The sequence below is a fragment of the Vibrio sp. 10N.247.311.49 genome (assembly GCF_041467655.1).
Lineage (GTDB): Bacteria > Pseudomonadota > Gammaproteobacteria > Enterobacterales > Vibrionaceae > Vibrio > Vibrio crassostreae_C.
Map to the genome: position 1 here is coordinate 21,444 of NZ_JBFSVA010000027.1, position 25,357 is coordinate 46,800.

At 45.5% G+C, this 25,357-nt stretch carries 25 protein-coding genes; 7 read left to right on the forward strand and 18 right to left on the reverse strand.

Going from position 1 to position 25,357, the window contains the following annotated elements:
* Positions 1–71: 71 nt before the first annotated feature.
* Entirely contained in the window at positions 72–1,328 is a 1,257-nt protein-coding gene (gene ftsY / locus AB6E54_RS19680) for a signal recognition particle-docking protein FtsY (protein ID WP_136989532.1), read from the reverse strand.
* Positions 1,329–1,558: 230 nt separating this feature from the next.
* Between ftsY and rsmD the strand changes: the two genes are divergently transcribed.
* Together rsmD and AB6E54_RS19690 are read left to right on the forward strand one after the other, a co-directional pair.
* Positions 1,559–2,161, forward strand: a complete 603-nt coding sequence (gene rsmD, locus AB6E54_RS19685; protein ID WP_017066764.1) for a 16S rRNA (guanine(966)-N(2))-methyltransferase RsmD — start codon at positions 1,559–1,561, stop codon at positions 2,159–2,161.
* A 10-nt stretch (positions 2,162–2,171) separates the two neighbouring features.
* Positions 2,172–2,438: a DUF1145 domain-containing protein gene (locus AB6E54_RS19690; RefSeq protein ID WP_016784000.1), complete on the forward strand. Its 267-nt coding sequence runs from the start codon at positions 2,172–2,174 to the stop codon at positions 2,436–2,438.
* Between the two features lie 80 nt (positions 2,439–2,518).
* On the opposite strand, the gene AB6E54_RS19695 is transcribed toward AB6E54_RS19690, so the two are convergent.
* The 4 genes from AB6E54_RS19695 to AB6E54_RS19710 all read right to left on the reverse strand — a co-directional run bounded on the left by AB6E54_RS19695 (position 2,519) and on the right by AB6E54_RS19710 (position 5,559).
* Positions 2,519–3,103: a YhgN family NAAT transporter gene (locus AB6E54_RS19695; protein WP_017061035.1), complete on the reverse strand. Its 585-nt coding sequence runs from the start codon at positions 3,101–3,103 to the stop codon at positions 2,519–2,521.
* A gap of 206 nt (positions 3,104–3,309) precedes the next feature.
* The gene (locus tag AB6E54_RS19700) at positions 3,310–3,546 is read right to left on the reverse strand and encodes a YecH family metal-binding protein (protein WP_017066763.1); all 237 of its coding nucleotides are present in this window, start codon (positions 3,544–3,546) and stop codon (positions 3,310–3,312) included.
* Between the two features lie 90 nt (positions 3,547–3,636).
* Positions 3,637–4,257: a lysoplasmalogenase gene (locus AB6E54_RS19705; RefSeq protein WP_017061033.1), complete on the reverse strand. Its 621-nt coding sequence runs from the start codon at positions 4,255–4,257 to the stop codon at positions 3,637–3,639.
* A 927-nt stretch (positions 4,258–5,184) separates the two neighbouring features.
* Positions 5,185–5,559 carry a hypothetical protein gene (locus AB6E54_RS19710; protein WP_004736595.1) on the reverse strand — a complete coding sequence of 125 codons (375 nt, stop codon included), beginning with the start codon at positions 5,557–5,559 and terminating at the stop codon, positions 5,185–5,187.
* Between the two features lie 244 nt (positions 5,560–5,803).
* On the opposite strand from AB6E54_RS19710, the gene AB6E54_RS19715 reads away from it, so the two are divergent.
* Complete coding sequence (locus tag AB6E54_RS19715) at positions 5,804–6,133, forward strand: DUF2500 domain-containing protein (RefSeq protein ID WP_017061032.1); 330 nt, start codon at positions 5,804–5,806, stop codon at positions 6,131–6,133.
* Between the two features lie 60 nt (positions 6,134–6,193).
* On the opposite strand, the gene AB6E54_RS19720 is transcribed toward AB6E54_RS19715, so the two are convergent.
* The 7 genes from AB6E54_RS19720 to rhtB all read right to left on the reverse strand — a co-directional run bounded on the left by AB6E54_RS19720 (position 6,194) and on the right by rhtB (position 12,706).
* Positions 6,194–7,207, reverse strand: coding sequence for an acyltransferase (locus AB6E54_RS19720; RefSeq protein ID WP_017061031.1), 1,014 nt, complete (start codon positions 7,205–7,207; stop codon positions 6,194–6,196).
* Between the two features lie 169 nt (positions 7,208–7,376).
* The gene (gene arsJ, locus AB6E54_RS19725; protein WP_029235838.1) at positions 7,377–8,597 is read right to left on the reverse strand and encodes an organoarsenical effux MFS transporter ArsJ; all 1,221 of its coding nucleotides are present in this window, start codon (positions 8,595–8,597) and stop codon (positions 7,377–7,379) included.
* A 96-nt stretch (positions 8,598–8,693) separates the two neighbouring features.
* Positions 8,694–9,185: a cyclin-dependent kinase inhibitor 3 family protein gene (locus AB6E54_RS19730; protein WP_102332798.1), complete on the reverse strand. Its 492-nt coding sequence runs from the start codon at positions 9,183–9,185 to the stop codon at positions 8,694–8,696.
* 21 nt (positions 9,186–9,206) lie between these two features.
* Positions 9,207–10,208, reverse strand: coding sequence for an ArsJ-associated glyceraldehyde-3-phosphate dehydrogenase (locus AB6E54_RS19735; RefSeq protein WP_102332797.1), 1,002 nt, complete (start codon positions 10,206–10,208; stop codon positions 9,207–9,209).
* Between the two features lie 173 nt (positions 10,209–10,381).
* Positions 10,382–10,723: a metalloregulator ArsR/SmtB family transcription factor gene (locus tag AB6E54_RS19740; RefSeq protein WP_017061026.1), complete on the reverse strand. Its 342-nt coding sequence runs from the start codon at positions 10,721–10,723 to the stop codon at positions 10,382–10,384.
* Positions 10,724–10,822: 99 nt separating this feature from the next.
* A complete protein-coding gene (locus AB6E54_RS19745; protein WP_017061025.1) occupies positions 10,823–12,043 on the reverse strand; it encodes an EAL and HDOD domain-containing protein in 1,221 nt (406 codons plus the stop codon).
* A gap of 45 nt (positions 12,044–12,088) precedes the next feature.
* Positions 12,089–12,706, reverse strand: a complete 618-nt coding sequence (gene rhtB / locus AB6E54_RS19750) for a homoserine/homoserine lactone efflux protein (RefSeq protein WP_017061024.1) — start codon at positions 12,704–12,706, stop codon at positions 12,089–12,091.
* Between the two features lie 81 nt (positions 12,707–12,787).
* Between rhtB and AB6E54_RS19755 the strand changes: the two genes are divergently transcribed.
* Both AB6E54_RS19755 and AB6E54_RS19760 read left to right on the forward strand, forming a co-directional pair.
* A complete protein-coding gene (locus AB6E54_RS19755) occupies positions 12,788–13,768 on the forward strand; it encodes an alpha/beta fold hydrolase (RefSeq protein WP_017061023.1) in 981 nt (326 codons plus the stop codon).
* A 182-nt stretch (positions 13,769–13,950) separates the two neighbouring features.
* Positions 13,951–14,778, forward strand: coding sequence for a Cof-type HAD-IIB family hydrolase (locus AB6E54_RS19760; protein ID WP_017061022.1), 828 nt, complete (start codon positions 13,951–13,953; stop codon positions 14,776–14,778).
* Between the two features lie 87 nt (positions 14,779–14,865).
* Here the strand turns inward: AB6E54_RS19760 and AB6E54_RS19765 are convergent, their stop codons facing one another.
* Positions 14,866–15,333 (reverse strand): EVE domain-containing protein, encoded by a 468-nt coding sequence (locus AB6E54_RS19765; RefSeq protein WP_017061021.1) that lies wholly within the window; start codon positions 15,331–15,333, stop codon positions 14,866–14,868.
* A 39-nt stretch (positions 15,334–15,372) separates the two neighbouring features.
* On the opposite strand from AB6E54_RS19765, the gene AB6E54_RS19770 reads away from it, so the two are divergent.
* Both AB6E54_RS19770 and AB6E54_RS19775 read left to right on the forward strand, forming a co-directional pair.
* Complete coding sequence (locus AB6E54_RS19770; RefSeq protein ID WP_102332796.1) at positions 15,373–16,917, forward strand: COG3650 family protein; 1,545 nt, start codon at positions 15,373–15,375, stop codon at positions 16,915–16,917.
* Positions 16,918–16,919: 2 nt separating this feature from the next.
* Positions 16,920–17,516 (forward strand): tRNA-uridine aminocarboxypropyltransferase, encoded by a 597-nt coding sequence (locus tag AB6E54_RS19775; protein WP_017061019.1) that lies wholly within the window; start codon positions 16,920–16,922, stop codon positions 17,514–17,516.
* Positions 17,517–17,661: 145 nt separating this feature from the next.
* Here the strand turns inward: AB6E54_RS19775 and AB6E54_RS19780 are convergent, their stop codons facing one another.
* The 5 genes from AB6E54_RS19780 to AB6E54_RS19800 form a co-directional block, all read right to left on the reverse strand.
* On the reverse strand, positions 17,662–20,142 hold the full coding sequence (locus AB6E54_RS19780) for an EAL domain-containing protein (protein WP_102332795.1): 2,481 nt from the start codon (positions 20,140–20,142) through the stop codon (positions 17,662–17,664).
* Between the two features lie 192 nt (positions 20,143–20,334).
* Positions 20,335–22,833 carry an EAL domain-containing protein gene (locus AB6E54_RS19785; RefSeq protein ID WP_372106808.1) on the reverse strand — a complete coding sequence of 833 codons (2,499 nt, stop codon included), beginning with the start codon at positions 22,831–22,833 and terminating at the stop codon, positions 20,335–20,337.
* 168 nt (positions 22,834–23,001) lie between these two features.
* Positions 23,002–23,718: a 5-amino-6-(5-phospho-D-ribitylamino)uracil phosphatase YigB gene (gene yigB / locus AB6E54_RS19790; RefSeq protein ID WP_371725446.1), complete on the reverse strand. Its 717-nt coding sequence runs from the start codon at positions 23,716–23,718 to the stop codon at positions 23,002–23,004.
* A gap of 15 nt (positions 23,719–23,733) precedes the next feature.
* The gene (xerC, locus tag AB6E54_RS19795) at positions 23,734–24,666 is read right to left on the reverse strand and encodes a tyrosine recombinase XerC (RefSeq protein ID WP_017061015.1); all 933 of its coding nucleotides are present in this window, start codon (positions 24,664–24,666) and stop codon (positions 23,734–23,736) included.
* Positions 24,635–25,333, reverse strand: coding sequence for a DUF484 family protein (locus AB6E54_RS19800; RefSeq protein WP_017061014.1), 699 nt, complete (start codon positions 25,331–25,333; stop codon positions 24,635–24,637). The genes xerC and AB6E54_RS19800 overlap by 32 nt, the downstream gene beginning before the upstream one ends.
* Positions 25,334–25,357 lie beyond the last annotated feature (24 nt).

The window sequence follows — 25,357 nt, forward strand, 5'->3', positions numbered from 1 at the left end:
TCCTCTTACGATCACTAATATCAAATTTAAAAACGGTAGCAGATTAAGGATAAACCACTTTGCTACTCGCGTTACTCTTCGCGGCTAAATAGTGCTTCAATGAAGTCTTTAGATTCAAATGGACGCAAGTCATCAATACCTTCACCCACACCAATGTAGCGGATTGGAATCTGGAACTGGTCAGCAATTGAGAAAATTACACCACCTTTCGCCGTACCATCTAGCTTAGTCAGTGTAATACCCGTAACTGGAGCCACTTCACTGAACAACTTCGCTTGGCTGATAGCGTTCTGACCTGTACCTGCATCGAGCGTTAGCATGATTTCGTGTGGCGCAGAGTCATCAATCTTCTTCATTACACGAACGATCTTGCGTAGCTCTTCCATCAGGTTGCTCTTGTTCTGCAAACGACCGGCTGTATCAGCAATCACAACATCAACACCACGAGCCTTCGCTGCTTCAATCGCATCGTAGATAACAGACGCACTGTCCGCACCAGTGTGTTGAGCGATAACTGGCACATCGTTACGCTGACCCCAAACCTGAAGCTGTTCAACGGCTGCAGCACGGAAGGTATCACCCGCTGCTAGCATCACTTTCTTGCCTTCATTTTGGAATTGTTTCGCCAGCTTACCGATCGTAGTTGTCTTACCTACACCGTTCACACCCACCATTAAGATAACGTAAGGTGTTTTAGTGGTATCAACAACCAGTGGCTGTTCCACTTGGCTTAAGATGTCTGCCATCTCTTCTTTGAGCAGACCATAAAGCGCTTCACCGTCTTTTAGGTCATTGCGAGATGCTTTTTCTGTCAGGTTTTCAATGATCTTAACCGTGGTATTCATACCCACGTCAGCAATCAGAAGTTGCTCTTCTAGCTCTTCAAACAGGTCTTCATCGATTTGCTTGCCTTTGAACAGACCAAAGAAACCAGCACCGATGTTTGCTTTAGTGCGGCTTAGGCTGCGCTTAAGACGAGCAAAGAAGCTTTCTGTCGGCTTCTCTTGTACTTCTTCAACCTTAGCTTGAGGAACTGCCACTTCTTCCTGTTCTGCTTCTGCTTCTGCTTCTGCTTCTGCTTCTGCTTCTGCTTCTGCTTCTGCTGCGACAGGTTGCTGCTCTTGTTGAGCTTCTTCAAGCGCTTGCTCAGATTCAGTTGGCTTAACTTGTTCAGCTTCAGGCGCGACCTGTTCAGCCTCAACTTGTGATTCAACTTCAGTTTGATCTTCAACGCTTTCTACGTTCGCTTCATTCTGAGTTTTTGGGCTTTGTTCTTCTTCACCAAAACCAAGCCACGATAATAATCCGCGCTTCTTTTTTTCCGTCATCAGAGGAGTTTCCTAGATCTACTAATTAGCTGTATTGACTTAATACACGTCGACTCTTTGCTATTGTTATACAATACAAGCTTGTACAAACGAATAGTAAAGAAAAATGACAAAGCAGTGATAAGTTTGCTTTTAGCTTGATACACTTTGTCATTGCAAATTTATTTAATACACGAACCCACTTAAATTGGGCTCGGTATAGTATCACTTTATTAGCGGTCAAAAAATCTATGGTAAGACGTCGCCAGCAAAACACATCACAAAAAAAGCCATCCGGAGGCTTTGTTCGAATTATTAGTGGCTCATGGAGAGGTAGAAAGCTGCCTGTTCATGATTTAGAAGGATTACGCCCAACCATTGACCGAGTAAAAGAAACACTCTTTAACTGGGTGGCTCAAGATATCCCACATTCAACTTGCTTGGATGTATTTGCCGGTTCTGGCGGTCTAGGTTTTGAAGCAGCTTCTCGCCAAGCCAAAATGGTGACACTGCTCGAAATGAATCAAAAGGCGGCTAAACAGCTTTCTGATAACGCGAAAGAGCTCAAGGCAGACAACATTAATGTCGTGAATACTGATGCTATCTCTTTCCTTAAGAAACCGGGCACGCCTTACGATATGGTTTTCCTTGATCCACCATTTCGTCAAGGCTTACTGGCAGAAACAGTACAACTGCTTGAGAGTAACGGTTGGCTTGCAGACAATGCCATCATTTACGTCGAGACAGAGAAAGAACTGAAACTCGAAGCTATGCCAGAGAACTGGGAATTGCATCGCGACAAGACCACCGGACAGTCAAGCTACCGACTGTTCAATCGAATCACTGAAGAATAGGAGTTATTGAATGAAGTTCTTGCTTCCACTAGCAAAAGCAGCCATCGCCTTTGTTTGGTTTATCTTAATCGTAAATATTTTCTACCCGTTTCCGGGTAATGCTGCGATTGCGCTTTATATCATGACCGCATTCTTGTTCTTCATGCACGGCCTGCAGATGCTGATTTTCATCGGTGCATTCGGCGATAAGATCGAGATGTCACGTTGGGAGAAATGGTCAATATTGATTTTCGGAGTCTTTGCCCTACTCGATATCCGTCGTAAGCACATGATGTAATCGAAATAAAAACCGAAGAAACAGATACAAAAACGCCGCTCAGTAGAGCGGCGTTTTTTTATTGAGTAATGGTAGCAACACTAGCCCATGTAGCCCTTCACGCCATCCAAGAACATTTGAGTCGATAGCATCACAAGTAACAAGCCCATCAAGCGCTCGATGGCTTTAAGCCCTCTCTCACCTAGTACTCGTAGGAAGAAGCCATTAAACATCAGAATGAAGAAGGTAGCGCCCCAAGCCAGCATCACAGCCGCTGAAAGCTCTAACATGTTGTCTGGATGCTGGGTCGACAGCAGAATCAGTGCAGCAATCACTGACGGACCTGCAATCATAGGAATCGCCATCGGCACAATAAACGGCTCTTCACCCGCCGCAAGGCCAGTAATGCTGCCTGCGCTTGGGAAAATCATCTTAATCGCGATAATAAACAGAATAATACCGCCAGAGATACTCAAGGTTTCAGGCTGCACGTGCAGGAAGTTCATGATGCTTTGACCCGCAAATAAGAACAGCAGCAAGATAACCAGTGCGAACATCAGCTCACGAATCAGAACAATACGGCGACGCTTCGGGTCAATATGCTTAAGGATAGAGAGCACGATTGGCAAGTTGCCAAGCGGGTCCATGATAAGAAACAGCATGGTTGCTGCAGATAAGATTTCCATAAGTTTGTCTCGAAAAGCGTAAGTGCGCGGAGTATAGCAGCCTCAACATTGATTTTCGAACGCAGTGATAAGCGGGTTAACTGATGCTTTTAAAAGGGGATGTTATAAGAAGGCAAATTAGCGAAAGCAGATTGAAAGGTAATGAAAAGAGTGGAGCCGAAACATGCACCCACTCTTTATTCACGAATAAAACAAGCCACTAAGAATTAGTGATTACACACACGTTCGCGGTTAGTGCAAAGCTTATCATCGACAACGACAACCTTTTCCATCTTCAAGAAAAACTTCAACAGGCTATCTAAATCCAGACCATTGAGCTTACAAGTATGGAAGCGAGCTTCTTCGCCATAGGTTTGAGCAAGCGCTAATGTTAGCTCTTCGCGAGTCAGTGGCTTTTCACTAAGCAGGTTTAAAACGTTGTGTGCGTGAATTTCAGTCGTCATAACTCAATCTCATGTTTAATGAATTACACGTAGAGTACCGAGTTTTAGCAACGCCGTTTTGATGTAGCTCAGGCTTGAGAGAGCTCTACCCTAAATAGTAATCGATGCGACGATGAATGCGTGTGCGAGAAAGTAACTGCCCGTTACCCAAAAGTAAGCGCCCTTGATTGGGCTGCGGTAACTGTTTAGCGCATAAGCTAAGGCCGAAAGGAGCAGCACGCTACAGCCAGCAAAACCGACCGCGTGTGATAACTGAGGATCCAGCAGCCAAACCTCACCAGAAGCCCATGCTAACTGAATAAGCACAATGCCCATGATGACCACGGGAAAAACGAGTTTGTCTAAGCGTGGCAACAGTAAAAAGAAAGCAACAACGCAAGCTGCCAATAACAGCGCGAACAACCACCAAACCATTTCACCTGATAGCTGTAACCAAAAAGCTTTGCTGTAACAGAGTTGAGCCAATAAGAAGCAGACAAAATGCAGAGGGCGTTTTTGAGTGAGAGTATGAAGCACATCTGCGATCGCAGAGATAGCCAACCCCGCAACTATCCAATAGGTAAAGTCAGCCACAACCGACTGAGTTAAAGCAATTGTCGCTAATAATACAAAGGTAAATACCTTATACGATAAGGCCTGACCGATATGTCCATGTTTCGTTCCTGCTATTGCTCCGATACCAGATAAGGAAACCGCTAACCAACTCCACATACCACTTGCCCTATTGCTTTAAATCGTCGCCAGTCTAGGCACACGAGTGTTGATGTAAAGCCTCAGCCCCTCAAAATTGGATCTTGATTACGCTTCCACTAAAAAGAGTCTCTTTAGATTGAAGTCGTAACAATTACCACCATGACAATGGCCATTCGTTTAAAACTAGAACGAATCATCATAAAACCCATTCAAACTGGCATTAGAGTCGCCATACTTGAATTTTGGCCAATTCTAACCTATCGACCCCACCAAAACCGGCCTAATTCCGTAAAATACCACACTTAAAAAATTAAAATAACCACATTTAAAGTAAATAATAACAATAACTTAAATAAACAAACTCAAGATTAATAGGAAAATAAAAACGCCAACCAAGCCTAGACTTGTAAAGTAGCCAGTTTTCTTTTTTAACGCCCAGTTTTGTCAGGTTATTTCAAGCCTCCGGTAAAAATCGCCACAAAAACCAAGCCGAAAACTTAAAAAACCAACCAAAACCAACCTAGCCACCACCAACCTCTATTAATACAGTTTAACAACCTTTAACAATATAAATTACACAAAACAACCATTACAAAACAACAAGTTAAATCAAATTAGAACAAACATAAATCACAACGAACAAATTAAGAACACACCATAAAACACAGTTAAACACTGCCAAACAAGCCAAAAACTCATAGTTTTCTACTACTTTTAAAGCTTTCGAAAGTAATTCTTGATCTAAGGCCATAAGTAGTGCTATTCTTTAAAACATAGCGAGAGACAACCAAATTTAGGAGTAGTGTTATGATTTCATCTTCGCAAAGACAAGGACTTGTAATGATCGCGGTAGTTGTAGGTCTAATGACACTACCGATGATGTACTAAGCAAGTTACAGATAAAAAAAGGGACGCCATGAGCGTCCCTTTTTTTGTTCAATTTTTTCACTTCGAAAACAGATGCAGTGTTAGCACATCCCAGTTCGCATAATAGAAACCTGCGGCAGCTAAAGTCATTGCCATCATCAGTAAGATCGCAACTCGCCAGATAAAACGACCACTACGTGGAGTCAGCTCCTTCTCACAGTCGTTACACATCATGATGAACTTATGTTGGTCTTCCAACTTAGCCTCATGTTCATTGACTACCTTATTACGACACGTTGCGATATAGCGCAGCTTGCTCACCATATCGTGCGGTAGCCTTTCTTCACAGCTTGTTACAAGCTCATGCAATCCTTCGCCTTCGGCATGATATTGAAGCCTCAATAATTTCTCTATATTGCGAGTTCTTGTCACCACTTTTTCAATATCGGTCATCTTAGCCCTCCCACTCCACACTATAATTCTAGTCGAGCATTTCCCTATTCTTATACAAAATCACTGTTATTTACGAGAGAAAGAGACAATAAATAACAATGCTTTATCCCAAACTGACCATTAAATGTGATGTCTGCCGAAAAATAATCAGCTTGGCTTACAACAGTTCACGAATAACGGCTTTAAACACATATCCCTATTGCCTGAAAGACTAGAATAACCATCACGACTACATGGAGGTTATATGCCTAATTCACTCTTTTTTGCCATCTTTGCTCTCGCTGCTCTAGCGGCTTGGGTATTTATTGGTTTCTATCGAAAACACTCGCAAGGTGAAAATGCGCCAGAGAAGAAAGTGAATGTCACGGTGTTAGACAAACAATCGATCGACCTTCCTGACGCAGAACCGGGCCAAGAAGATCAAGAGTACTGGATTTACGTTCAACGTGGTGTGGTTGGTCCGAAGCGAGAATTCCAAGTCGGCATCCACTATTTCCACGCCCTTAACCCTGGCGACAAAGGAACCTTAACCTACCAAGGCGATAAGTTCTTACACTTTGCGTTGAAGCGCTAAACGTCAACCGCTTCAACTGTCGTCCCTAAGCAATCCATCAGAAAGCCTTAGCAATCACCGCTAAGGCAATAACCAACGCGTTTTCTCTGACTTAGACACCAACCAGCTCATCCATAATGCGCCAGCTCCGCTGATCACAATCCATAATGGAATAACCCATGCCGGATGTCCTTGGTACCAACCAAACTCTTTCATCGGCCACAAGAAAATCGGGTGCAGCAGGTAAATACCTAAGCTGTGCTTACTGATAAAGCCAACCACTTGGTTACTCTTCTCAGACAGGCCTTCACCATAGTAACGGCATACCATGAACACCATGCTCGCGGCTAATACGGTATTCAACGTTTTGTAAGATAGCCAGCGCCCTACCGTGTACTCTTCTGCTACCAAGCTTGCATCAACCACCATGTAAACCGTGGTTAGTAACGCTAGCCCACCCAGTAACACACTCACGCCAACGGTCATCTTGTTAAGTGGCACAATCTTATACAGCAAGTAACCCAATGGTAAGTAACCGGTGTACAACCACAATTCGTGACTCCAAGGGCCATCGATTTTCAGTAAGAACAGCAATGTTGTGAACAACCATACCGCCGTAAAGGCATAGACCGATCTATCACCGTACTTTCTAACCATGATCTGCAAGAACGGAATCACAAAATAGAGTGGGATGAAGTAATAGAAGAAACCAAGGTGGTAATAGGTGTAATGATGGTAGCTATTAAGCAACACGTCCCAACTGACGTCGGCATCAAAGCCCATTGCCGACCAGCCCGACAGATAGGTATAGAAAAGCGACCAGACAATGAAAGGTATCAGTACCTTGCCCAAACGACGCTTGAGGTAGTATTTGGCGTCAAACGGGCGCTGATCACTGAGCATCAGTGCGCCAGTAATCAAAATGAACACAGGTACTGCCCAGCGGCTGAAACCGTTTACCGTAATGGCAGTAAGCCATTCACCGAAAGGAATAGTGCCCAACTCATTGCGATAAGGCGCCAAAACATGAATCGCGATAACCGCTACGGCCGCGACACATCGTGCTAAATCAAAAAAGAGAATTCGCTGCTTCATGTAAATGCCTGATTAATATTCAATCATTCTACTATAGCAATAAAAAAGCTGACCGGAATAAATACCAAGTCAGCTTAGTGTTAAAGGAGATACTTATCGCGAATTTAGCTCATACGACTCTAGCTTCTGCGACTTGAGCTCTCACAAATGAGGCTCATGTGGCTGAAGCTTATGCCGCTGAAATTTGCGGCACTTTCGGTAAACGCAGAGAGATCACCGTCGTTATCGCCAAGAATGCGAAGGAAACCCACAGACACGCAGACAAACCTGCCATTTGGAATACCAAGCCCGACAATATCGTGCCAATCAAACGGCCCATCGCGTTTGCCATGTAGTAGAAACCGACATCAAGAGAAACGCCATCGCCTTTCGCATAACTCACAATCAAATATGAGTGAAGTGATGAGTTCACCGCAAAGATGACACCAAACACCATCAAGCCACCGATAATAACTAACTCGGGTTGCCAGCCAATCTGTACCGCATAAGCGATAGCAGCGGTCACTATAGCCAGCGCACCAGCCCATAACAGCGCGGCATGGCCATCTGGCACCTTACCTTGAGCTTTACCAGTAATCTTCGGCGCTATGCCCTGTACAAAGCCATAAGCGATAGTCCAAGCAGCTAAGAAACCGCCAACCCATGAGTGATCCCAACCAAACACACTGCCTAGGTAAATCGGCAAAGCAATCACAAACCACACATCACGAGCGCCAAACAGGAACATACGTGCTGCGGATAGGATGTTGATGGATTCAGACTTAGAGAAGATCTGTTTGAACTTAGGCTTGGTTTTCGCTTTGCCCATGTCCGCTTCTAAGCTCAACACACTGCCAACGAAGACCAATGCCAACACGGCTGCCATCGCGAGCACGGCGTATTGGAAGCCAATCGTTGAAAGCAGTAAACCACCAATAAAGAAGCCTGCCCCTTTAAGCGCATTCTTAGATCCGGTCAGAATCGCAATCCACTTATAAAGCGCGCCTTGTTGTTCATCAGGAACCAGAGTCTTAATTGAGCTCTTGGCACTCATCTTATTGAGGTCTTTAGCGATACCAGACAAGGCTTGCGCCGCCATGACCCAAGGAATGGTCAGCATTGCCGTTGGCACCGCGAGCATACCCAAGGCGACGACTTGCATGCCTAACCCAATGTTCATGGTCTTATTGAGGCCAAGACGCGCCCCTAACCAGCCACCGATTAGGTTAGTCACCACACCAAAGAATTCATAGAAAAGGAACAGTGAGGCGATTTCTAACGAACTGTAGCCAAGGTCGTAAAAATACAGAACCACCAACATGCGAAGTGCACCATCAGTAATGGTGAAGTTCCAGTAGTTAAAAGTCACCAACATGTATTGGCGAACGCTCTTACTTAGATTTGAAAACATAACGCTATCTCTGCAATCTAAACAAAAAGAGCTTTTGGATCATGATAAGTTCAACACTCCAGAGACCAAAAGCTCCCTGTCTAACACTGATGACTATTAGCTATTCGCTACGCCATTAATGTATTCAACCTGGATAGGTTTAGTGAAGGCACCTGGACGCAGTGCCTGCACCTCTTGAACAATCTTGCTCATGTCCCAGCTCTTCTCTAACAGCAGGTGTGCAGACAGCAAGCCAGTACGGCCAGAACCGCCCATACAGTGCATTGCTACCTTGCCGCCGTTATCAACCACTTGATGCAACGCAGGGCTAGCCGCTTGCCATTTCGCAGCAAAATCAGCACCCGGTGCACAGTCGTCTTCAATTTCGATCTGGAACCATTGCATGCCTAGCGCACGTGTTTTTTCGCCAAGTGCCGCCACGTCTTTGCTTGCAAGCTCATGGTCATCAAGTGCTGTCACGATAGCTTCAACGCCTTGCTCTTTTAGCTGAGCCAGTGATGCATCAAGCGTTGCTTCTTTTGTGCCTGGGCACGGAGTAAGCACTAACGCACCAGTGTCTAAATCTAGTTGCCATGTTGGGTGTATCATTATATCTTCTCCAGATTCTTATTAAGCAAGGCCAACGGTACGAACAAGCTCAGCGGTACGTGTTGCGTAACCCATCTCATTGTCGTACCAAGCGTAGATCTTAACCATGCGCTTACCTACCAACATCGTTGATAGTGCATCCACGATTGTGGAGCGTTGATCGCCTTTGTAATCGATAGAAACCAGTGGACGCTCTTCAAAGCCAAGGATACCTTTCAGTTCGTTCTCAGACGCTTCTTTCAGCATCGCGTTAACTTCTTCTACCGTGGTGTCTTGCTTCACTTCGAAGATGATGTCTGTCAGAGAAGCATTCGCTAGTGGTACACGAACTGCGTGGCCGTTGATGCGGTTTTCAAGCTCTGGGAAGATCTCAACAATCGCCTTAGCGCTACCCGTTGTTGTTGGGATAAGGCTCATGCCACATGCACGTGCACGGCGTAAGTCTTTATGGGGCGCATCAAGAATAGTTTGCGTGTTAGTTAGATCGTGAATAGTGGTGAACGCTGCGTTCTCGATACCAAGCTTCTCGTTGATCACCTTAACCACTGGCGCGATACAGTTGGTTGTACAAGACGCTGCCGTTACGATTTTGTGTACCGCAGGGTCGAAGATATTGTCATTCACACCAACAACGATGTTTGCGATGCCTTCTTCTTTCACTGGCGCCGATACCACAACACGTTTCACGCCCTGCTCTAGGTATTTGTTTAGGAAAGAGGTCTTACGGTGAACACCTGTCGCTTCGATAACCACATCACAACCAGACCAGTCGATCGCATCGATGTCGCGCTCTTGTGTGGTCTTGATGCGCTGGCCATTAATGATCATCTCATCGCCTTCTGCAGTTACTTCGTGGTGAAAGCGACCTTGAACTGAATCAAATTCTAGAAGGTGGGCCAGTGTTGTTGTGTCGCCAGCAACATCGTTAATTTGAACAAATTCTAGCTCATCCCAATCGAATGCTGCGCGAAGTGCTAGACGGCCGATACGACCAAAACCATTAATACCTACTTTGACTGTCATTTTCTGTTCTCTCAGTTAATTGCCTTCATATTTGAAGCCGCAGCGTTGTTGACTACGTTCACTTACCGGAGCGCCGGCCGCCCTAATTACATAGAGCCACTATGCTCATAGGGATAAGTTCACTTGTCGCCTAGCTGCAACTCCAACTATTTCGGCATTAAGTTTTAATGTATTTAAACGCAACATACTGGGCGTGAGTTCATCGACTCTAAGCGCTCAATATCTTGCTGGTATTCAGTTTTCAAACAGTTCGATGCAATAAGGTCGTCAATTAACTTTAGCATCCAACCTGGTAAATCTTGTGACAGGCGGTAAAACACCCACTGCCCCTGGCGAACATCAGTCAAAACACCGTTTGAACGCAGCTGCGCAAGATGGCGTGAAACCTTTGGCTGACTTTCTTGCAATGCCTGAGTCAACTCACCAACCGATAAGCACTCATTGCGAACTATCAACATTAAGCAACGCACTCGCGTTTCATCGGACAGTAATTTAAAAAATTGGTGAGGAAGCATAAAAACATACTCATATATGGATATGCACATATCTTAGATATAAAAAAACGCACGTCAAGGCGTGCGTTTCAATTGTCATAAAAGTTTAACGAAGAAATATCAGAGCTTGTTGGTCACGGTATGGCTCCAACGGCGCGCTTCAGTAAGCTCCGTTTTAACCTGATCCACGCTTAATCCTAAATCGGCGCAGTGCTCATCAATCTGTTGCCAATCGGCATGCTCAAAGCTCTCTTCAAGTGCGAGCAAGGTACCATATGGCCCTTCTCTACGTAATAGAGCAACCTTGATACTTTTACACAGCGGCAACTGCTCGACTAAGTTATCTAACGACAAGTCCAACAGAGCATCCAACAAGGAGAATAAGCCAATCATAAAGGCCTGTTCTCTATACCCTTCAAATGCCTGATAGCGAGACATACGCTGACAAAACTGAGCACGCTGTAGAGACAATCCATACAGCTCTTTAGGCTTTTTATCGGACACATAAGAGGCGACGGCTAACGAGACAAACATTTTCAGTTTCTCTTGACCTAGATATACCAAAGCCTGACGAAAAGAAGAGATGGTAACTTCAAGGCGCGGCGACATAGTATTCACAAAACGCAGCAGCTTATATGAGAGCGCCACATCTTTCGCGACAATGCTCTCCACCCGTTGAAAGTCCACATCGGGCTTACACACTTCTTGAAACAGCTCCATAGCAATCACTTGCTCAGGGCTAATGTATTTACTCTTGATGATTTCCGGTTTATTGAAAAAGTAACCTTGGAAAAACTTAAAGCCAGCCTCTTTGGCTTGCTGGAATTCTTGTTCGGTCTCAACGCGCTCCGCCAAAAAGCTAAACTTTTTCCCTTGATGCGCCCTAACCAAATCACACGCTTCATCCAAACCCATCTGCATAATATCGAGCTTTACGATATGCGTGTATTTAAGGAAACGTTCCCATTCTGGGGTCGAAGTAAAATCATCTAGGGCAATCATGTAACCCGCTTGGTAAAGGTCTTTAACCGCTTCCAACAATTCATCTGTTGGTTTACAGGTTTCCAGAATCTCTACCACCACCTTATCTTTCGGCAAACTTAAGGGCAGTCGACGAATCAAACTTTGATAAGGGAAGTTGATAAAGCAGCGTGAAGATGGAATAGAAGGGTTAAGACCAACAGACAAGAAGTTCTCAACAATCAGACGATACGTTGCTCGATTAGACTCAATATGCGCTGGGTACGCATTCTTTTCTCCATCGCGAAATAACAACTCATAGCCGAGTGTATTCCTCTTGCGATTTAAGATAGGTTGTCGAGCAACGTATGTAGCGGTCATTTCTTGATAACTCTGATTGGTTTAACTATAACTCAGTCGCTTAATCTAAGCTTTCGCGGCAGCTAGCAAAGCACCGCAGCCCATGAACATACCACCAAATATTTTATTTATCTTACCCATTATGCGATCAGAGCGAATAAAACGTCCCATTTGTGACGCTAATGAGGTGTAACCCAACATAACAACGCTATCAATGAATACTGTCGTCACACCTAGCACTAATAACTGAGGTGCTTGAGGTTGTGTAGGGTCAATAAACTGAGGAAACAAAGCCACCAAAAACACGATTGATTTCGGGTTAGTTAGGTTGATAAGCACAGCGTTTCTCAGCAGTTTGCCACTCGACAGAGTAGAGCTTTCTTCAGATGCTACTAGGCTCGAGCTATCACGCCACTTTTGAATACCTAACCAAAGTAAGTACACCACGCCGACCCACTTAATGATGGTGAACGCCAACGCAGACTTAGCAACGAGTGCACCGATACCCGCGCCCACCAGCATAATGTGAAACGCAAGACCAAGCTGTAAGCCAACAATTGATGCGAGTGACTTTTTAGTGCCATAGCTAAGCCCATTACTGATTGAGTTAACGGTACCCGAGCCCGGAGCCAAGCTAAACAAAATCGCTGTGACAACATAAGCAAGCCAAACATGAGTATCCATTTGCATTTCCTTACTAGTTCTTTAATCTAACAACATTAGTAGCAATAAAGCTCTCACACGCATCAGTTCAGGTAATTTCCCATGGAAAACCACAGCGAAGCCACCTTCCCTTACACTCAAGAACCTCAGTTCGATCATGCGATTAAACACCCGATCAACGCTCTTTGGCAACAAAGAAAAGAGGGGTTTTTAACATCGTCTGGTAAAAAGAAACTGTACTGGTGCAGCCTCACCTCAGAAAAGCACAGCAAAGCTATTGTGATTTCAAATGGCCGTATCGAATGCTGCCAAAAATACCAAGAAATCTTTTATGATTTTTATCAACAAGGCTATGACGTTTATTCATTTGACCACCAAGGTCAAGGCCAGTCTGAACGTATGGTAACAGACTCTGACATTGGTCACATTCATGAGTTTGATGATTATGAATCTGACATGTCTGACGTCATTGCCAGTTTTGATCTCAGTAAGTATTCCAATCGCTACCTGCTCGCACACTCAATGGGCAGCACCATAGCCACTCGCTACCTACAAACCCATCCAGACCACCCGTTTGATAAGGTGACTCTGTGCGCTCCGATGTTTGGTATCAATACCGAGTGGTACCTGAAACCTATCGCGATGATCGTTGGACAAGTGCTTACCGCTTTTTATGCCAAGCCAACTTACGCGCCGGGCCAGCAAGCATATTATTCGAAGCCTTTTGAAAACAACTTACTGAGCCACAGTAAGGTTCGCTATCAGTGGTTCCGCCGCTTATATGACGAGTCTCCATCTTTGCAGGTGGGTGGACCAAGCACGCGTTGGGTGTGGCAAGGGTTAATGGCCGCCAAGCAAGCAATTCAACAAACTCGTCAAATCAAGATCCCTCTGCTATTGATTCAAGCTGGGGATGAAAAGATTGTCAGTAACAGTGCTCAAGTAAAGTTCATCTCTAAGCTGAAGAAAACCAACTCTGATTGTCAGTTTAAGTTGATTGAGGGTTCTAGGCATGAGGTGTTGTTTGAGCAGGATGAATATCGCAATCAAACACTGGATGCGATCAATCAGTTTTTCGCCTAGAGCTAATAGGCTAAGCAACCTACCAAGAAAATAAGCGCTAAAGAGGAAGAGAAGTAAGTGAGCTTTGCCCTCTTTTCTTGCATGAATTTGGCATACAATTTCTACCTAGAGATATTGTAGTTAAAATGATTCTAGCGCTGGCTAGCGTCAATATTGGTTAAGCATTTTGCAATGAGGGTTAAATGAGTATTCCTGCACTAAAAGATTCCGTGAAAATTGTTGCTTCTGATTTAGATGGTACGCTTTTGGCTCCCAACCATCAGCTAAGCGACTTTACCAAGCTAACGCTTAAGAAATTACACGACCAAGGTTATACCTTCATCTTCGCTACGGGTCGTCACCACGTCGATGTGGCGGGTATTCGTCAGATAGCAGGTATTCCGGCGTACATGATCACTTCAAACGGTGCACGCGTGCATGACCAAAACGATCAACTGATGTATAGCCAGAACGTACCTCAGGAACTCGTTCAGCCAGTTATTGATATTGTGCGCCAAGATCCAAACCTCTTTATTCACATGTACCAGAATGAAGATTGGTTACTAGACCGTGAAGATGAAATGTTGGCTAAATTCCACAGTGAGTCTGGCTTTAGCTACAAGCGCTTTGAAGCTGAAAACGCACCAAGCGAAGGCATCGCGAAAGTCTTCTTCACACATCCAGAACAAGACCACGAATATCTCGTCACGTTTGAACAAAAGCTAAGAGATGCTTTTGGCGACAAACTGAACATCGCCTTCTCTACACCTTGGTGTCTGGAAGTGATGGCAGCTGAAGTCTCTAAAGGCCACGCTCTAGACGCTGTTGCAAAATCACTAAACCTGACTCTGGATAACTGTGTTGCCTTTGGTGATGGCATGAACGACGCTGAAATGCTGGCTATGGCGGGTAAAGGTCTAATCATGGGTACATCACATGAGAAAGTGATGAAAGCACTACCTGACAATGAAGTGATTGGCAGTAACGCAGACGATGCCGTTGCTCACTACCTAGAAAAGCATCTGCTCTAATCTCGCTCGTTGAACAGATCTGAATAAATAAAAAGGCAGCCAACTGGCTGCCTTTTTTGAACCTTACGTAAAAAGCTCTCTCTAACGCTATCGAGAACCTAACACTTCTTTGCTTAAGATTGCCTGCCACTCTTGTTCGGTAACCGGCATGATCGATAAGCGATTACCGCGTTTCACCAAGGGCATTTCGGAGAGTTCAGGCATGGCTTTAAGCGTAACCAAAGGAATCAAGCGCTCAGTCACTCGCACAAACTCGACATCCACCATGATCCAGCGTGGGTTATCGGGTGAAGACTTAGGATCGTAGTAATCACTCTCAGGGTCGAACTGAAAGTGGTCTGGGTAGGCTTCTCTGGTTACTTTAGCGATCCCCGCTACGCCAACTTTTTTACATGATGAGTGGTATATCATCACCAGATCGCCAAGCTTGACGTCATCACGCATCATGTTTCGAGCCTGATAGTTGCGTACACCCTCCCAACAAGAGGTTTTTTGTACTCTAAGAGTCTGAATAGAGAAGGTGTCGGGTTCTGTTTTAAATAACCAATATGCCATAATAAATCCAATTAACGGTTGCTCCGAGGAAGATATAACATGAAGGTAATGAAAAACCCAGTGACATGGCTAGTCGCGTTCGCTCTACAAGGCTGTGTTACGGCACCTGATACGCCGCAACAACCTGAACAGCCCCCAGCAAACTTGGATGAGCCACTGAGCATTCAACCGCAAACCTTCATCATGCGTGGTCAGGTGGTGGTTGGCCATGAAAGCCGAACCTTCACTCCTTGCGGTAGCCAACAACAATACTGGTTAGACTTATCTCCAGAGTTAGCGTTAGAAGCACAAGGGCTCTCAACGAGACCTTACCAAGCCTTATATGGCGAGCTGATTGGTCACCTAACCGTGCCGAGCCAAACGGGTTATAACGCAGATTTCACAGCGCGTTTCGTGGTTGACCAAGTGAACATCCTAACCGCAGAGAACCCAGATCGCTGCGTCCAACCGCTGCGCTCAACACGAGTATTTGGTAATGAACCCTTCTGGTCAGCAACCTTCGATAAAGACCAGCTGAAATACACCAAGATGGGCGAACAGCCACAGACCCTCGATATTGAATCAAGCCGCACCACATCGAGCAGCCGTGACTACCAATTAGAAGGTAAAGCTGCACAAGGCAAACTCAACCTTACGAAAGAGAGCTGTAGCGACGGCATGAGCGATTCTATCTATGGATGGCATGCCAAGCTTAACCTCAATGACAGTAACTACAATGGCTGTGCGACGGTCTCTAACCAAGATCCAACGCTGGACTGGAGCGGACTCTACTTCGCTAGCTCAACGCAAAACTCAGGGTTCTCTATCAACCTTGAACTCAACAATGACCACAGTGCTATCACGACTTATTCATACAGCAATGGAGACCCTTCTATTGTTGAACAAGGCTTCTGGCAGCAACTGAACCAAAATCAGGTACAAGTGGTTATGACTCGCCACCAGCAACAATATTTGATCTCCGAGCGCATCTTCACACTCGAGAATGGCAAGCTAATCGCTGAAAAAGAGAAAGTGGGCAACGTGGTGTATCCGATTGCCAATGGCGGTCTGGTGCTATTCGAAGCTAAGAGTGCGCAAGCACAAGTAAACACCACCACTAACGTTGATCTAACCGCAAAGCAGGTGAACTCCAGCGATCAACTTGATCCAAAAGTCGACCAAGCGATCCGCGAATACTTTAAGATCAACAACAGCTCACCTGACGACACTAAATACCGCTGGTTAACCTACGACCTCAACGGCGACGGTAAAGAAGAGCTGTTCGCCCAACTCGATTGGTGTGGTTCTGGTGGCTGTACACTGCTAATTTTCGAAAACCATCAAGATAACTGGCGCTTCAATAGCCGAGTGACACTGGTTAAGGGCGACATACGCTTAGGTAAATCGCAAAACCACGGCTGGCAGGATCTGATCTTCAATGTCAGTGGCGGCGGTGCAACACCGGCGAAACACACACTTTCATACTCTGGTGTCAGCTACCCGCTAAACCCAAGTGTCGCTCCAGTTGCAGATGATGCTGATATCAGCGACGTGGTTTTGTTTGCTGATGGTATCTCACCCGCACAAAGTGGAGTTAAGTTGTAAACATGAGTAACCAACAAGCTTGCCATGGTTGTAGCTTCACTCACCAATGTATTTGTCACCTGATACCTAGTGTCGCAAGCCAAATCGATCTTGTACTGCTCACTCATGAGAATGAACTGTCACGCGATACCAATACAGGGAAGCTGCTTCAGCAATCCCTTGATCAGTGTCAGTCCATTGTATGGCAAAGGAAAACACCACCAGCGGAGCTCATCGCACTGCTTGACGATGAAACACGACAACCGTTTCTTTTATTCCCAAGTGATCAAAGTGTCGAGTGCCAGCAAGCTGTAATGACCCAAGCCCAGAGCCGTAAGCCGCTATTCATCATCTTGGATGGCACATGGCAAGAAGCGAAGAAGATGCTTAACAAGAGCTCGTGGTTACAAGCCGTTCCGCAAGTTCACCTCGATATTACCAGCGAATCTTCATACACCTTGCGCCGCAACCAAGACAGTGGCCACTTGTGTACTTGTGAAGTGGGTATTGAGTTACTCAAATCTTTAGGTGAAAGTGAATCTGCCAAGCTCATTGATGACTACTACCAGCATTATCTAAAAGTGTTCCACGCCGACAAGTGTGGCCACGCCCTCAAATAGACCAAGCAGGCGCGCGGGAAGGTAAAAACACATTTCGGGACGAGACAGACACTAAAAACAAAAAGGGGGAGCCATAAGCTCACCCTTTTTACATCGTATTTTCGTTATTGAGCCAACCAGTGTTTCACGTGAAACGCTCGCTCCATCAAAACAAACGCTGAGGTTGACCAAAGTAATACCCTTGCAAGTAATCGACCCCCATGTCTTCAGCAATACGGCACACCTGCTCATTATGAACGAACTCCGCCACCGTCTTAGCATTCAGAATCTGGCATAAGCTCACCAACTGCTGAGCGATCTTGCGCTGCTTTTTATCTTTATCAATATTGCGAATCAAACTGCCATCAAGCTTGATCACCTGTGGTTCTAGCTTCAATATCTCATCAATGTTCGAATAACCCGAACCAAAGTCATCAACAATAATATTCACACCAAGATCGCGGAAGTGATTACACACCTCAATCAAGCGACCGTAATCCTGAATTTGTTCCGTTTCTAACACCTCCAAGCCAATACGCTGTGGGTGACTGATTTTCTTGATCGCTTGTTCAAGGTGAAGAATGGTTTTCTCATTGCTGAAATCTTGTGGCGCTAAATTAATTGAGAACGAATCGGTTCGCTGACTCATAAAATCCAAGGTGCGCGTTATCATCTGACGACTGAGGCGTGTATAGAGATGGGTTCCTTCAATGATTGGCAAGAACTTACCCGGTGCAATTAACTGACCGTCCTCTTCAATTCGAACCAAACACTCGTAGCTCTCTACCTGATGACTGTGTGCTGAAACTATGGGCTGAGAGCACGCCACAATATTCTGATTAAGCACCGCGCGACTCACGCACGACAGCCAACCAAGTTGCTCTTGGCGATGCTTCTCCAATTGAATGAGTGCCTTGGCGCTCACTAGGTGCTTGTTCTGGCTGACAGCGCTGCGCCTCGCATCAATCGCCTTCAACAATAAGTCATCAATAGAGGTAGTCGGGAAATCTCGACGGCTGGCGATACCCGCACAGATAGACACCGACAAGTAATCAATATCGGGTAAACCGGTAGGCTCAAAATTCACATGCTCGGTTTGATCGGCAAATTCCGAGAATCGCTGATGAATATGTTCTTGGCTCGCCCAACTATCAAACACCACCGCCCACTCACCAATACCGATACTGTAGAGCTGACAGCCCTCATCAAAGAACTGCCACAGCGCCTTTTGAAAGTACTCACTCAAATCATGCAGAAGCTTGTCACCTACTCGATAACCATACTTCTCATTGATCTGACCAAAGGTCGTGACCTTCAAAGCTAGTAAGTGGCTATCACTGCTCATCTTCGACAGTTTCTCACGCAGCACACTTCGATTGGGTAAACCTGTACGGTGATCAATTCGATAGCTTGCCGTCAATGCAGTGGCTTGCTGCTGAATCTTACTCGCCATGCTGTTGTTCATGTCATCGACATCAAGCAGTGCATTTCGGATCAATGAAAACAGAGGGGATATGTTGGTCGCGGGTTGCGTCTCTAATGGCAATACCGCCTTACCCTCGCCTTCTCTAAGCGCAAGATAAGTGAGGCTATGGTGCAAGATTCGCTGTTGGCCATTCTCTTGATAAAGTTCTCCCATGCAGTAAACGCCATAGCTGTCGGCCAATTTTTGGAAAACCTCAACCTCTTGGTTGCCATCAATAAAGTCGATACGAGATGTACAGTTATAAATGAAGAACTGTTCTGGCCTATGAGAGGCGATCTGCTGCACGCCCAGTCGTATCTGCTCTAAGGTCAGTGATGGATGGTCATAACAAAACCGGACCTCATCGCCCACTTGGAACAGGCCGCTGAATTCTATCTCTCCACTTTCCGTTACCTTGAGCGGTAAGTGAATGTTTTGCTCTTTCGGGTCACCGACCATCAAGGGAAAGTTATGCAGTTGCTCAAAAGGCACTTCGAGGCCATCAGCGAGGTAATGATTGTAGAGTTCGCGAACAGGCATCCCATCCAGTTCCAACAACCGGTTCTCTTGAGCACCTGTCACTCGAAAAGTTCGACCAATCGGATTCCATTCAGTGTAGTAACCCTTAGCGATGGAGAGCTCAACACTGTGCAGCGCCAACATCACATAGGCATTTTCATAGCAAATGCCGTCTAACATCACCCATCGCCCATTATCTGTGATGGTCGATGCACCGCCACAGATCGGTAATGAATACATCGACTGCTCAAACGCTGAAAATAGATCTCGGTTATTTATCTGCAAGCGGTCTGCGAAACAGATGATGCTTTGAGTATTATCATTGCACTCAAGCTGTTGCCACATAGCGTGGCTATCGAGCAATGGTTGTTCGCTATATTCGACAACACCACAAGAGTAAGACGTCGCGTCAAAGCGGGTAACAATCAGATAAAGACCTTGGTGCAGGATGACACCTTGACTAATGTAGTGGTTAGCACTGCAACCAATCAATTTGGCATTGGGAAAAGTCGATTGAATCACTTGGCAGGCAGCCAAAACAGAACCTTTCTCGAAAGACGAAAACACCTGAATCAGTAGGCTTTCATGTTGATGAAAATCTATCTTTTCCAATTCACGTTGGGTTTGCTCAATGTCTTGTATCAGGAGAGAAGTCGACTGCATATTCACATTAATCGTTACGTTAATGATTTATTATTGTGCTTATTATAGATAAGGCTTGCACGGAATACTTGCGATCGCGTTATGAATAATGTGACCTTAGTTAGACATCATTCATTCCGCCAAAAAGCAGTCATTAATGGCGGCGCAGTACTTTTATAGCCAGTCGTTACACAATGCGGGAAGCTTTAACTGCTAAAACAGTCGCTTAGGCTCACCGAAGTAGTAACCCTGCAGATAATCGACACCCATTTGCTCTGCTATCTCACAAACCTGTTGGTTATGGACAAATTCAGCGACCGTTTTGGCATTGAACACTTGGCACAAACGAATCAACTGAGAGGCTATGTTTCTTTGTTTTTGATCTTTGTCGATATTACGAATCAAGCTACCGTCGAGCTTAATGATCTGTGGCTCAAGCTTAATGATTTCCTCGATGTTGGAGTAACCAGAGCCAAAGTCATCAACAATGATTCTCGCCCCAAGCGCACGGAAGTGATCACACACCTCAATCATGCGACCATAATCTTTAATCTGCTCAGACTCGAGAACCTCTAGGCCAAGTCGAGTGGGATCGTTCATAGCACTGATGGCGGTCTCGAGCACCTCAAGCGTCTTGTCGCTCAACAAATCTTGCGGGGATAGGTTGATAGAAAATGGGCTTTGCTTATCCGCCATATAACCTATGGTGTTCTTAATCATGTGTCGGCTGAGGCGAGTGTAAAGGTGCGTGTCGGCAATGATAGGTAAGAACTTACCTGGTGGCACAATGGTACCGTCTGACTCCATGATTCTGACCAAGCACTCTTGGCCAATCATTTCGTGCGTAACCGACTCCACAATTGGCTGGGAATAAGTGATGATGTTCTGATCTAAAATCGCACGACTTACACAGCTCAGCCAGCCTAGTTGCTCTTTGCGATCTTCTTCACTCACCTGAATGTCTTTAGCATTGGTGATGTGGGTATTGTTACGTACTCCATAGCGTCGAGCTTCGATCGCTTTCAATAAGATCTGGTCACCACTGTCGGTTAAGAAGTCACAACGACTAGCAAAGCCGCCACACAGAGAAACTGACAGGTAATCAATATCAGCCAAACCATATGGCTCAAAATTTATGTGTTCGATGTCATCGGCGAACTCAACGAAACCTTCTTTTATTTTCGTACTACCAACACTAGCATTGAAGATAATCGCCCACTCTCCAACACCAATACTGAATAGCTCTACCTTCACGCGAGGCTCTTTAACCACACGAAGCTGTAATCGCTCGATAAAGTGATTAGACAGATCGAGTAGCAGCTGATCCCCCACTTGATAACCATACTTCTCGTTAACCTGATGGAAGTTGGTTAGCTTTAAGGTCAGCAGATGTTCACTGAACAGAATCGTATTGAGGCGCTCTTTCAGTACGATACGGTTCGGCAAACCAGTACGCGAGTCAATGCGATAGCTTTCGGTTAAGCGACGCGCTTGTTGATGGAGTTTCTTTTCCATCTGAGTATTCATACTGTCGAGATCAGCGACTGCATTTCTGACTAGGTTAAGCAATGGCGACACGGTTGAGCCACACTGAAAGTCTTCGCAATGAAACTCTTTAATCTCGTCAGACTCGCGCATAGCGATATAAGTCAAGCTGTGGTGCAGTATCTCTTGGCGGTCTTCATTACGGTATAGCTCCCCCATGCAGTAGGCACCACATGTATTCACTATCCCTTCAAATGGCTTGAGATCAAGTTTACTGTCGATAAATTCAAGTCGAGATACGCAGTTATAAATGATCACCGATTCAGGCTGATGCATGGCTAGCATCTCGGCACCGTGGTGCACCTTTTCTGCAGTGAGCGATGGGTGGTTATAACAAAACTGCGCCTCTTCACCGACATGCCAAGGGCTATCAAACTCAATACTGCCATCATCATTAATACGTAGCGGCGTCGAGATACCCTTCTTTCTGCCAAGTTCTCGATAAAGTGGAAAGCTCATCAGTTGACTAAAAGGAAGGTCTTTGCCATCCGCAAGGTAATGTTTGAATACTTCAATAGCCGGCTTGTCGTTCAATGCGTATAAGCGATTTCCGATTGCGTGTGTGACTCGTAGCTTCATCCCAATCGGGTTCCACTCAGAGTACGCGTCCGACCAAACCTTCAATCTTGGGTTAGTCAGAGCCACAGCAACACAGGCGTGCTGGTAGGTTTGCTCGTTATACATAACCCAACGGCCAAATTCATTCTCATGGCACAGTCCACCAGCTATCGGCAAGGCGTAAGGCAAATTTTCAAAAGCGCTATAAATAGGATAATCACGCCCTTCAACCTGATCGCACAAGCTGATGACCGTTTTGGTTTCTTCTGTAAGGCGCAGCTGAAAAGCTAAGTCTTGGCTGTCTTGATTTGGATTGCCGGAAAAAGGCTGGACCGCAGAGGTTAGATGGGTTTCGTTGAACTCACTGATGATGACTAAGGTGCATGCACTTTCAAGGCAATTATCACAGATAACATGACGAGCACTCTGGCCAATTAGCGTCGCATTATTTAAACGATTGAGGGCAACACCCGCGATTTGACGAGCTAGATCTGAAGATTGAGCTGAGAAAATTTGAATAAGGTACTGTTTGCTGTCACACCATTCTCGCTGATCAAATTGAGCTCTAAATAACGCCTCAGTATTTGCGAGAAATGTAAATGTTTGCATGCCAACCCTTGTTCAAAATCGAGTGAAGTAACAACCCGCAACCACTGCTATGACTGAAATGAATCGATAAAAAGTAGTCGCCAATTATCCTAGCCTAATCAGGCTTTTATAGGCGACTAATGTAACAATTCAATAGCATAAATGCGACACAATAAGCTTACCGAGCCATTAAATTAGTCGCATAAGATCGCTAAGTTGGTCTATTTCAACATCAGGGAGCACACTCGCCTTCGGGGAGCGGTATAAATTGGAACCAGTGTCATTAAACCAGCACGCTTGGAAGCCATTTTGCTTGGCTCCATAGACATCCGTTTTGAGGTGATCGCCAACATGAAGAATATTCTCAGCGTCACAACCTAGGTGTTGCTGAGCTTTTTCAAACATATCTGGATAGGGTTTTGCTCTGCCATCAGGGCCGGCTTTAAGGATTAATTGAAAGTACAGCCCTAAGCCAATTTTGTGTGGATCGACATTGCCATTGGTAATCGCAACCAGAGGAATACGTTGGCTAAGTTCAGTCATCACTCGATGCGTTTCTTGAGGGACATCGACTTGATTACGCAACCACAAGGCATGCTCAATGCCCTCTCGAGCCGCTTGCTCTGCTTGCTGCAGAGAGTAACCCAATTGCAGCAAACCACTCTTAATCTGAGTTTCACGCCACACGGTGACATCATGTTTCAAAGCTGGGTTTTCAGATGCGACTTGCTGCTTAATGCCCTGCCACTCTTCAAGCGATAAAGAAGCCGACACTGAGTGCTTTTGATAAAGCCACTGTGCCATCTCTTTCTCAACCTTCATGATCACAGGCCAGTTGTCATACAGGGTGTCATCCAAGTCAAAGGTCATGGCTTTGATGGGCTTTAACCCTCGATAAATTCGCATAGTAAACCCTTTAATCTAATCTTTATTCTTCTTACGAGCTCTCGGGTGAGCCTGATCATAAGCTTGTGCTAAGTGTTGGAAATCTAAGTGGGTATACACTTGGGTCGTCGAGATGTTTTCATGGCCAAGCAACTCTTGCACAGCACGAAGATTTTGGCTCGATTCCAGCACATGCGTTGCAAAGGAGTGACGCAGTTTATGCGGGCTGATGTGGCTCGCGACAGATTGCTTCTTGCCCCACTCTTCCATGCGCTTTTGCACGCTGCGGTGAGAGATACGAGTCCCGAGCTTAGAGACAAACAGCGCGGTTTCACCCGGTGAAGCCAATTCACCACGAACTTTGAGCCATTTATCGACCCACTCTTTAGCTAAACCAGAAAAAGGCGCTTTGCGTTCTTTGTCGCCTTTACCAATCACTCGGATTTCGCCTTGTCGACCCAACACATCTTTCAGATTGATGCCGACCAGTTCTGCCAGTCGTAATCCAGCACCATACATCACCTCCATCATCGCTCGATCACGAATCGACAATGGATCGTCCTCATTCACATCAAGCAGTTGACCCACTTCATCAACATCGAGGTTTTTAGGCAAAGGGCGTTGTTTGCGAGGTGCAGAGACACCTTTGGCTGGATTGGCGGTCATTTCGCCACGCAACACAAGGAAATCAAAGAAGCTGCGCAGTGACGATAAGCGCGTTGCAATGCTGCTCGCTTTCATTCCCTCACGCATGCCTTTACTGGCCAGTTGTCTGACCCACGCCGCATCGACTTGACCCCAATCCTTTAGCCCTAGAGTGACTAAATGACCGGCCATGGTTTCAAGTTGTTGTTTGTAATTACGTTGGGTGTGTAGGCTGAGTCCCTTCTCGCTTCGGAGATATTCATAGAAGCGAGAAAGTGGCTTTTGAAGGCTGTTAGGAAGAGGTATTTTGGGCTCTAGGCTCATTATTTATCTGCCAAGGTAAGGTGTCCGCCAAATGAGCGACAACAAGTGCTAAATGGCGTAAAAAGAGCGTATCCATATGGGGTTGGAAATGTCCGCCATCTTCACTAGAAAAGGCGAGCAAACCCAATGGAGACTGCTTAGCAAGCGGTAGTACTACATAAGAGCCTAGCTCTGGAACTGGATAATCACCAAACAAATCGTGTCTGTCGGCTTTTCTCAAGCGTCCAAGATAAGCATCTTTGCCATTGAAATGGTTAAGCGAAAACTTAGAGTAACCCTCAGCACTCAACTGATAAAAGCCAGATTGCGAAAGAATACGAACATGAGCCTTAAGCCCAAGATCTAACGCTTTTTGTTCAACGGCTTTTATCACCTGCATGAAGTCACTGCATTTCAGCACTTGCGCTTGCAGATCCATAAACTCATAGAAGGTTTTATCGTTATTTGCTGCCAACGACATCAAGCCAGTGATCTCTTCTTCAAGCTCTTCGATTCGATGACGTTGGCGTTTAAGCTGAACCTCAACCAGAGAAACAGCGCCCTGCTCAACGTTATTGATAGCAAGGCGATCAACCAAATCTTTTCGGTCTTGGAAAAAATCTGGGTTATCACGTAAATATTCCGCGACCACTTCTGCGGTGAGTGCGTCGGCTTCAACGTAAGACAAAACCTATCCTTTATTTTTATGAAT

What these genes read in the sequence shown, in the direction of transcription:
- ftsY (WP_136989532.1), bottom strand. Translation starts at nt 1,328, where the DNA reads ATGACGGAAAAAAAGAAGCGCGGATTATTATCGTGGCTTGGTTTTGGT.
- rsmD (WP_017066764.1), top strand. Translation starts at nt 1,559, where the DNA reads ATGGTAAGACGTCGCCAGCAAAACACATCACAAAAAAAGCCATCCGGA.
- AB6E54_RS19690 (WP_016784000.1), top strand. Translation starts at nt 2,172, where the DNA reads ATGAAGTTCTTGCTTCCACTAGCAAAAGCAGCCATCGCCTTTGTTTGG.
- AB6E54_RS19695 (WP_017061035.1), bottom strand. Translation starts at nt 3,103, where the DNA reads ATGGAAATCTTATCTGCAGCAACCATGCTGTTTCTTATCATGGACCCG.
- AB6E54_RS19700 (WP_017066763.1), bottom strand. Translation starts at nt 3,546, where the DNA reads ATGACGACTGAAATTCACGCACACAACGTTTTAAACCTGCTTAGTGAA.
- AB6E54_RS19705 (WP_017061033.1), bottom strand. Translation starts at nt 4,257, where the DNA reads ATGTGGAGTTGGTTAGCGGTTTCCTTATCTGGTATCGGAGCAATAGCA.
- AB6E54_RS19710 (WP_004736595.1), bottom strand. Translation starts at nt 5,559, where the DNA reads ATGACCGATATTGAAAAAGTGGTGACAAGAACTCGCAATATAGAGAAA.
- AB6E54_RS19715 (WP_017061032.1), top strand. Translation starts at nt 5,804, where the DNA reads ATGCCTAATTCACTCTTTTTTGCCATCTTTGCTCTCGCTGCTCTAGCG.
- AB6E54_RS19720 (WP_017061031.1), bottom strand. Translation starts at nt 7,207, where the DNA reads ATGAAGCAGCGAATTCTCTTTTTTGATTTAGCACGATGTGTCGCGGCC.
- arsJ (WP_029235838.1), bottom strand. Translation starts at nt 8,597, where the DNA reads ATGTTTTCAAATCTAAGTAAGAGCGTTCGCCAATACATGTTGGTGACT.
- AB6E54_RS19730 (WP_102332798.1), bottom strand. Translation starts at nt 9,185, where the DNA reads ATGATACACCCAACATGGCAACTAGATTTAGACACTGGTGCGTTAGTG.
- AB6E54_RS19735 (WP_102332797.1), bottom strand. Translation starts at nt 10,208, where the DNA reads ATGACAGTCAAAGTAGGTATTAATGGTTTTGGTCGTATCGGCCGTCTA.
- AB6E54_RS19740 (WP_017061026.1), bottom strand. Translation starts at nt 10,723, where the DNA reads ATGCTTCCTCACCAATTTTTTAAATTACTGTCCGATGAAACGCGAGTG.
- AB6E54_RS19745 (WP_017061025.1), bottom strand. Translation starts at nt 12,043, where the DNA reads ATGACCGCTACATACGTTGCTCGACAACCTATCTTAAATCGCAAGAGG.
- rhtB (WP_017061024.1), bottom strand. Translation starts at nt 12,706, where the DNA reads ATGGATACTCATGTTTGGCTTGCTTATGTTGTCACAGCGATTTTGTTT.
- AB6E54_RS19755 (WP_017061023.1), top strand. Translation starts at nt 12,788, where the DNA reads ATGGAAAACCACAGCGAAGCCACCTTCCCTTACACTCAAGAACCTCAG.
- AB6E54_RS19760 (WP_017061022.1), top strand. Translation starts at nt 13,951, where the DNA reads ATGAGTATTCCTGCACTAAAAGATTCCGTGAAAATTGTTGCTTCTGAT.
- AB6E54_RS19765 (WP_017061021.1), bottom strand. Translation starts at nt 15,333, where the DNA reads ATGGCATATTGGTTATTTAAAACAGAACCCGACACCTTCTCTATTCAG.
- AB6E54_RS19770 (WP_102332796.1), top strand. Translation starts at nt 15,373, where the DNA reads ATGAAGGTAATGAAAAACCCAGTGACATGGCTAGTCGCGTTCGCTCTA.
- AB6E54_RS19775 (WP_017061019.1), top strand. Translation starts at nt 16,920, where the DNA reads ATGAGTAACCAACAAGCTTGCCATGGTTGTAGCTTCACTCACCAATGT.
- AB6E54_RS19780 (WP_102332795.1), bottom strand. Translation starts at nt 20,142, where the DNA reads ATGCAGTCGACTTCTCTCCTGATACAAGACATTGAGCAAACCCAACGT.
- AB6E54_RS19785 (WP_372106808.1), bottom strand. Translation starts at nt 22,833, where the DNA reads ATGCAAACATTTACATTTCTCGCAAATACTGAGGCGTTATTTAGAGCT.
- yigB (WP_371725446.1), bottom strand. Translation starts at nt 23,718, where the DNA reads ATGCGAATTTATCGAGGGTTAAAGCCCATCAAAGCCATGACCTTTGAC.
- xerC (WP_017061015.1), bottom strand. Translation starts at nt 24,666, where the DNA reads ATGAGCCTAGAGCCCAAAATACCTCTTCCTAACAGCCTTCAAAAGCCA.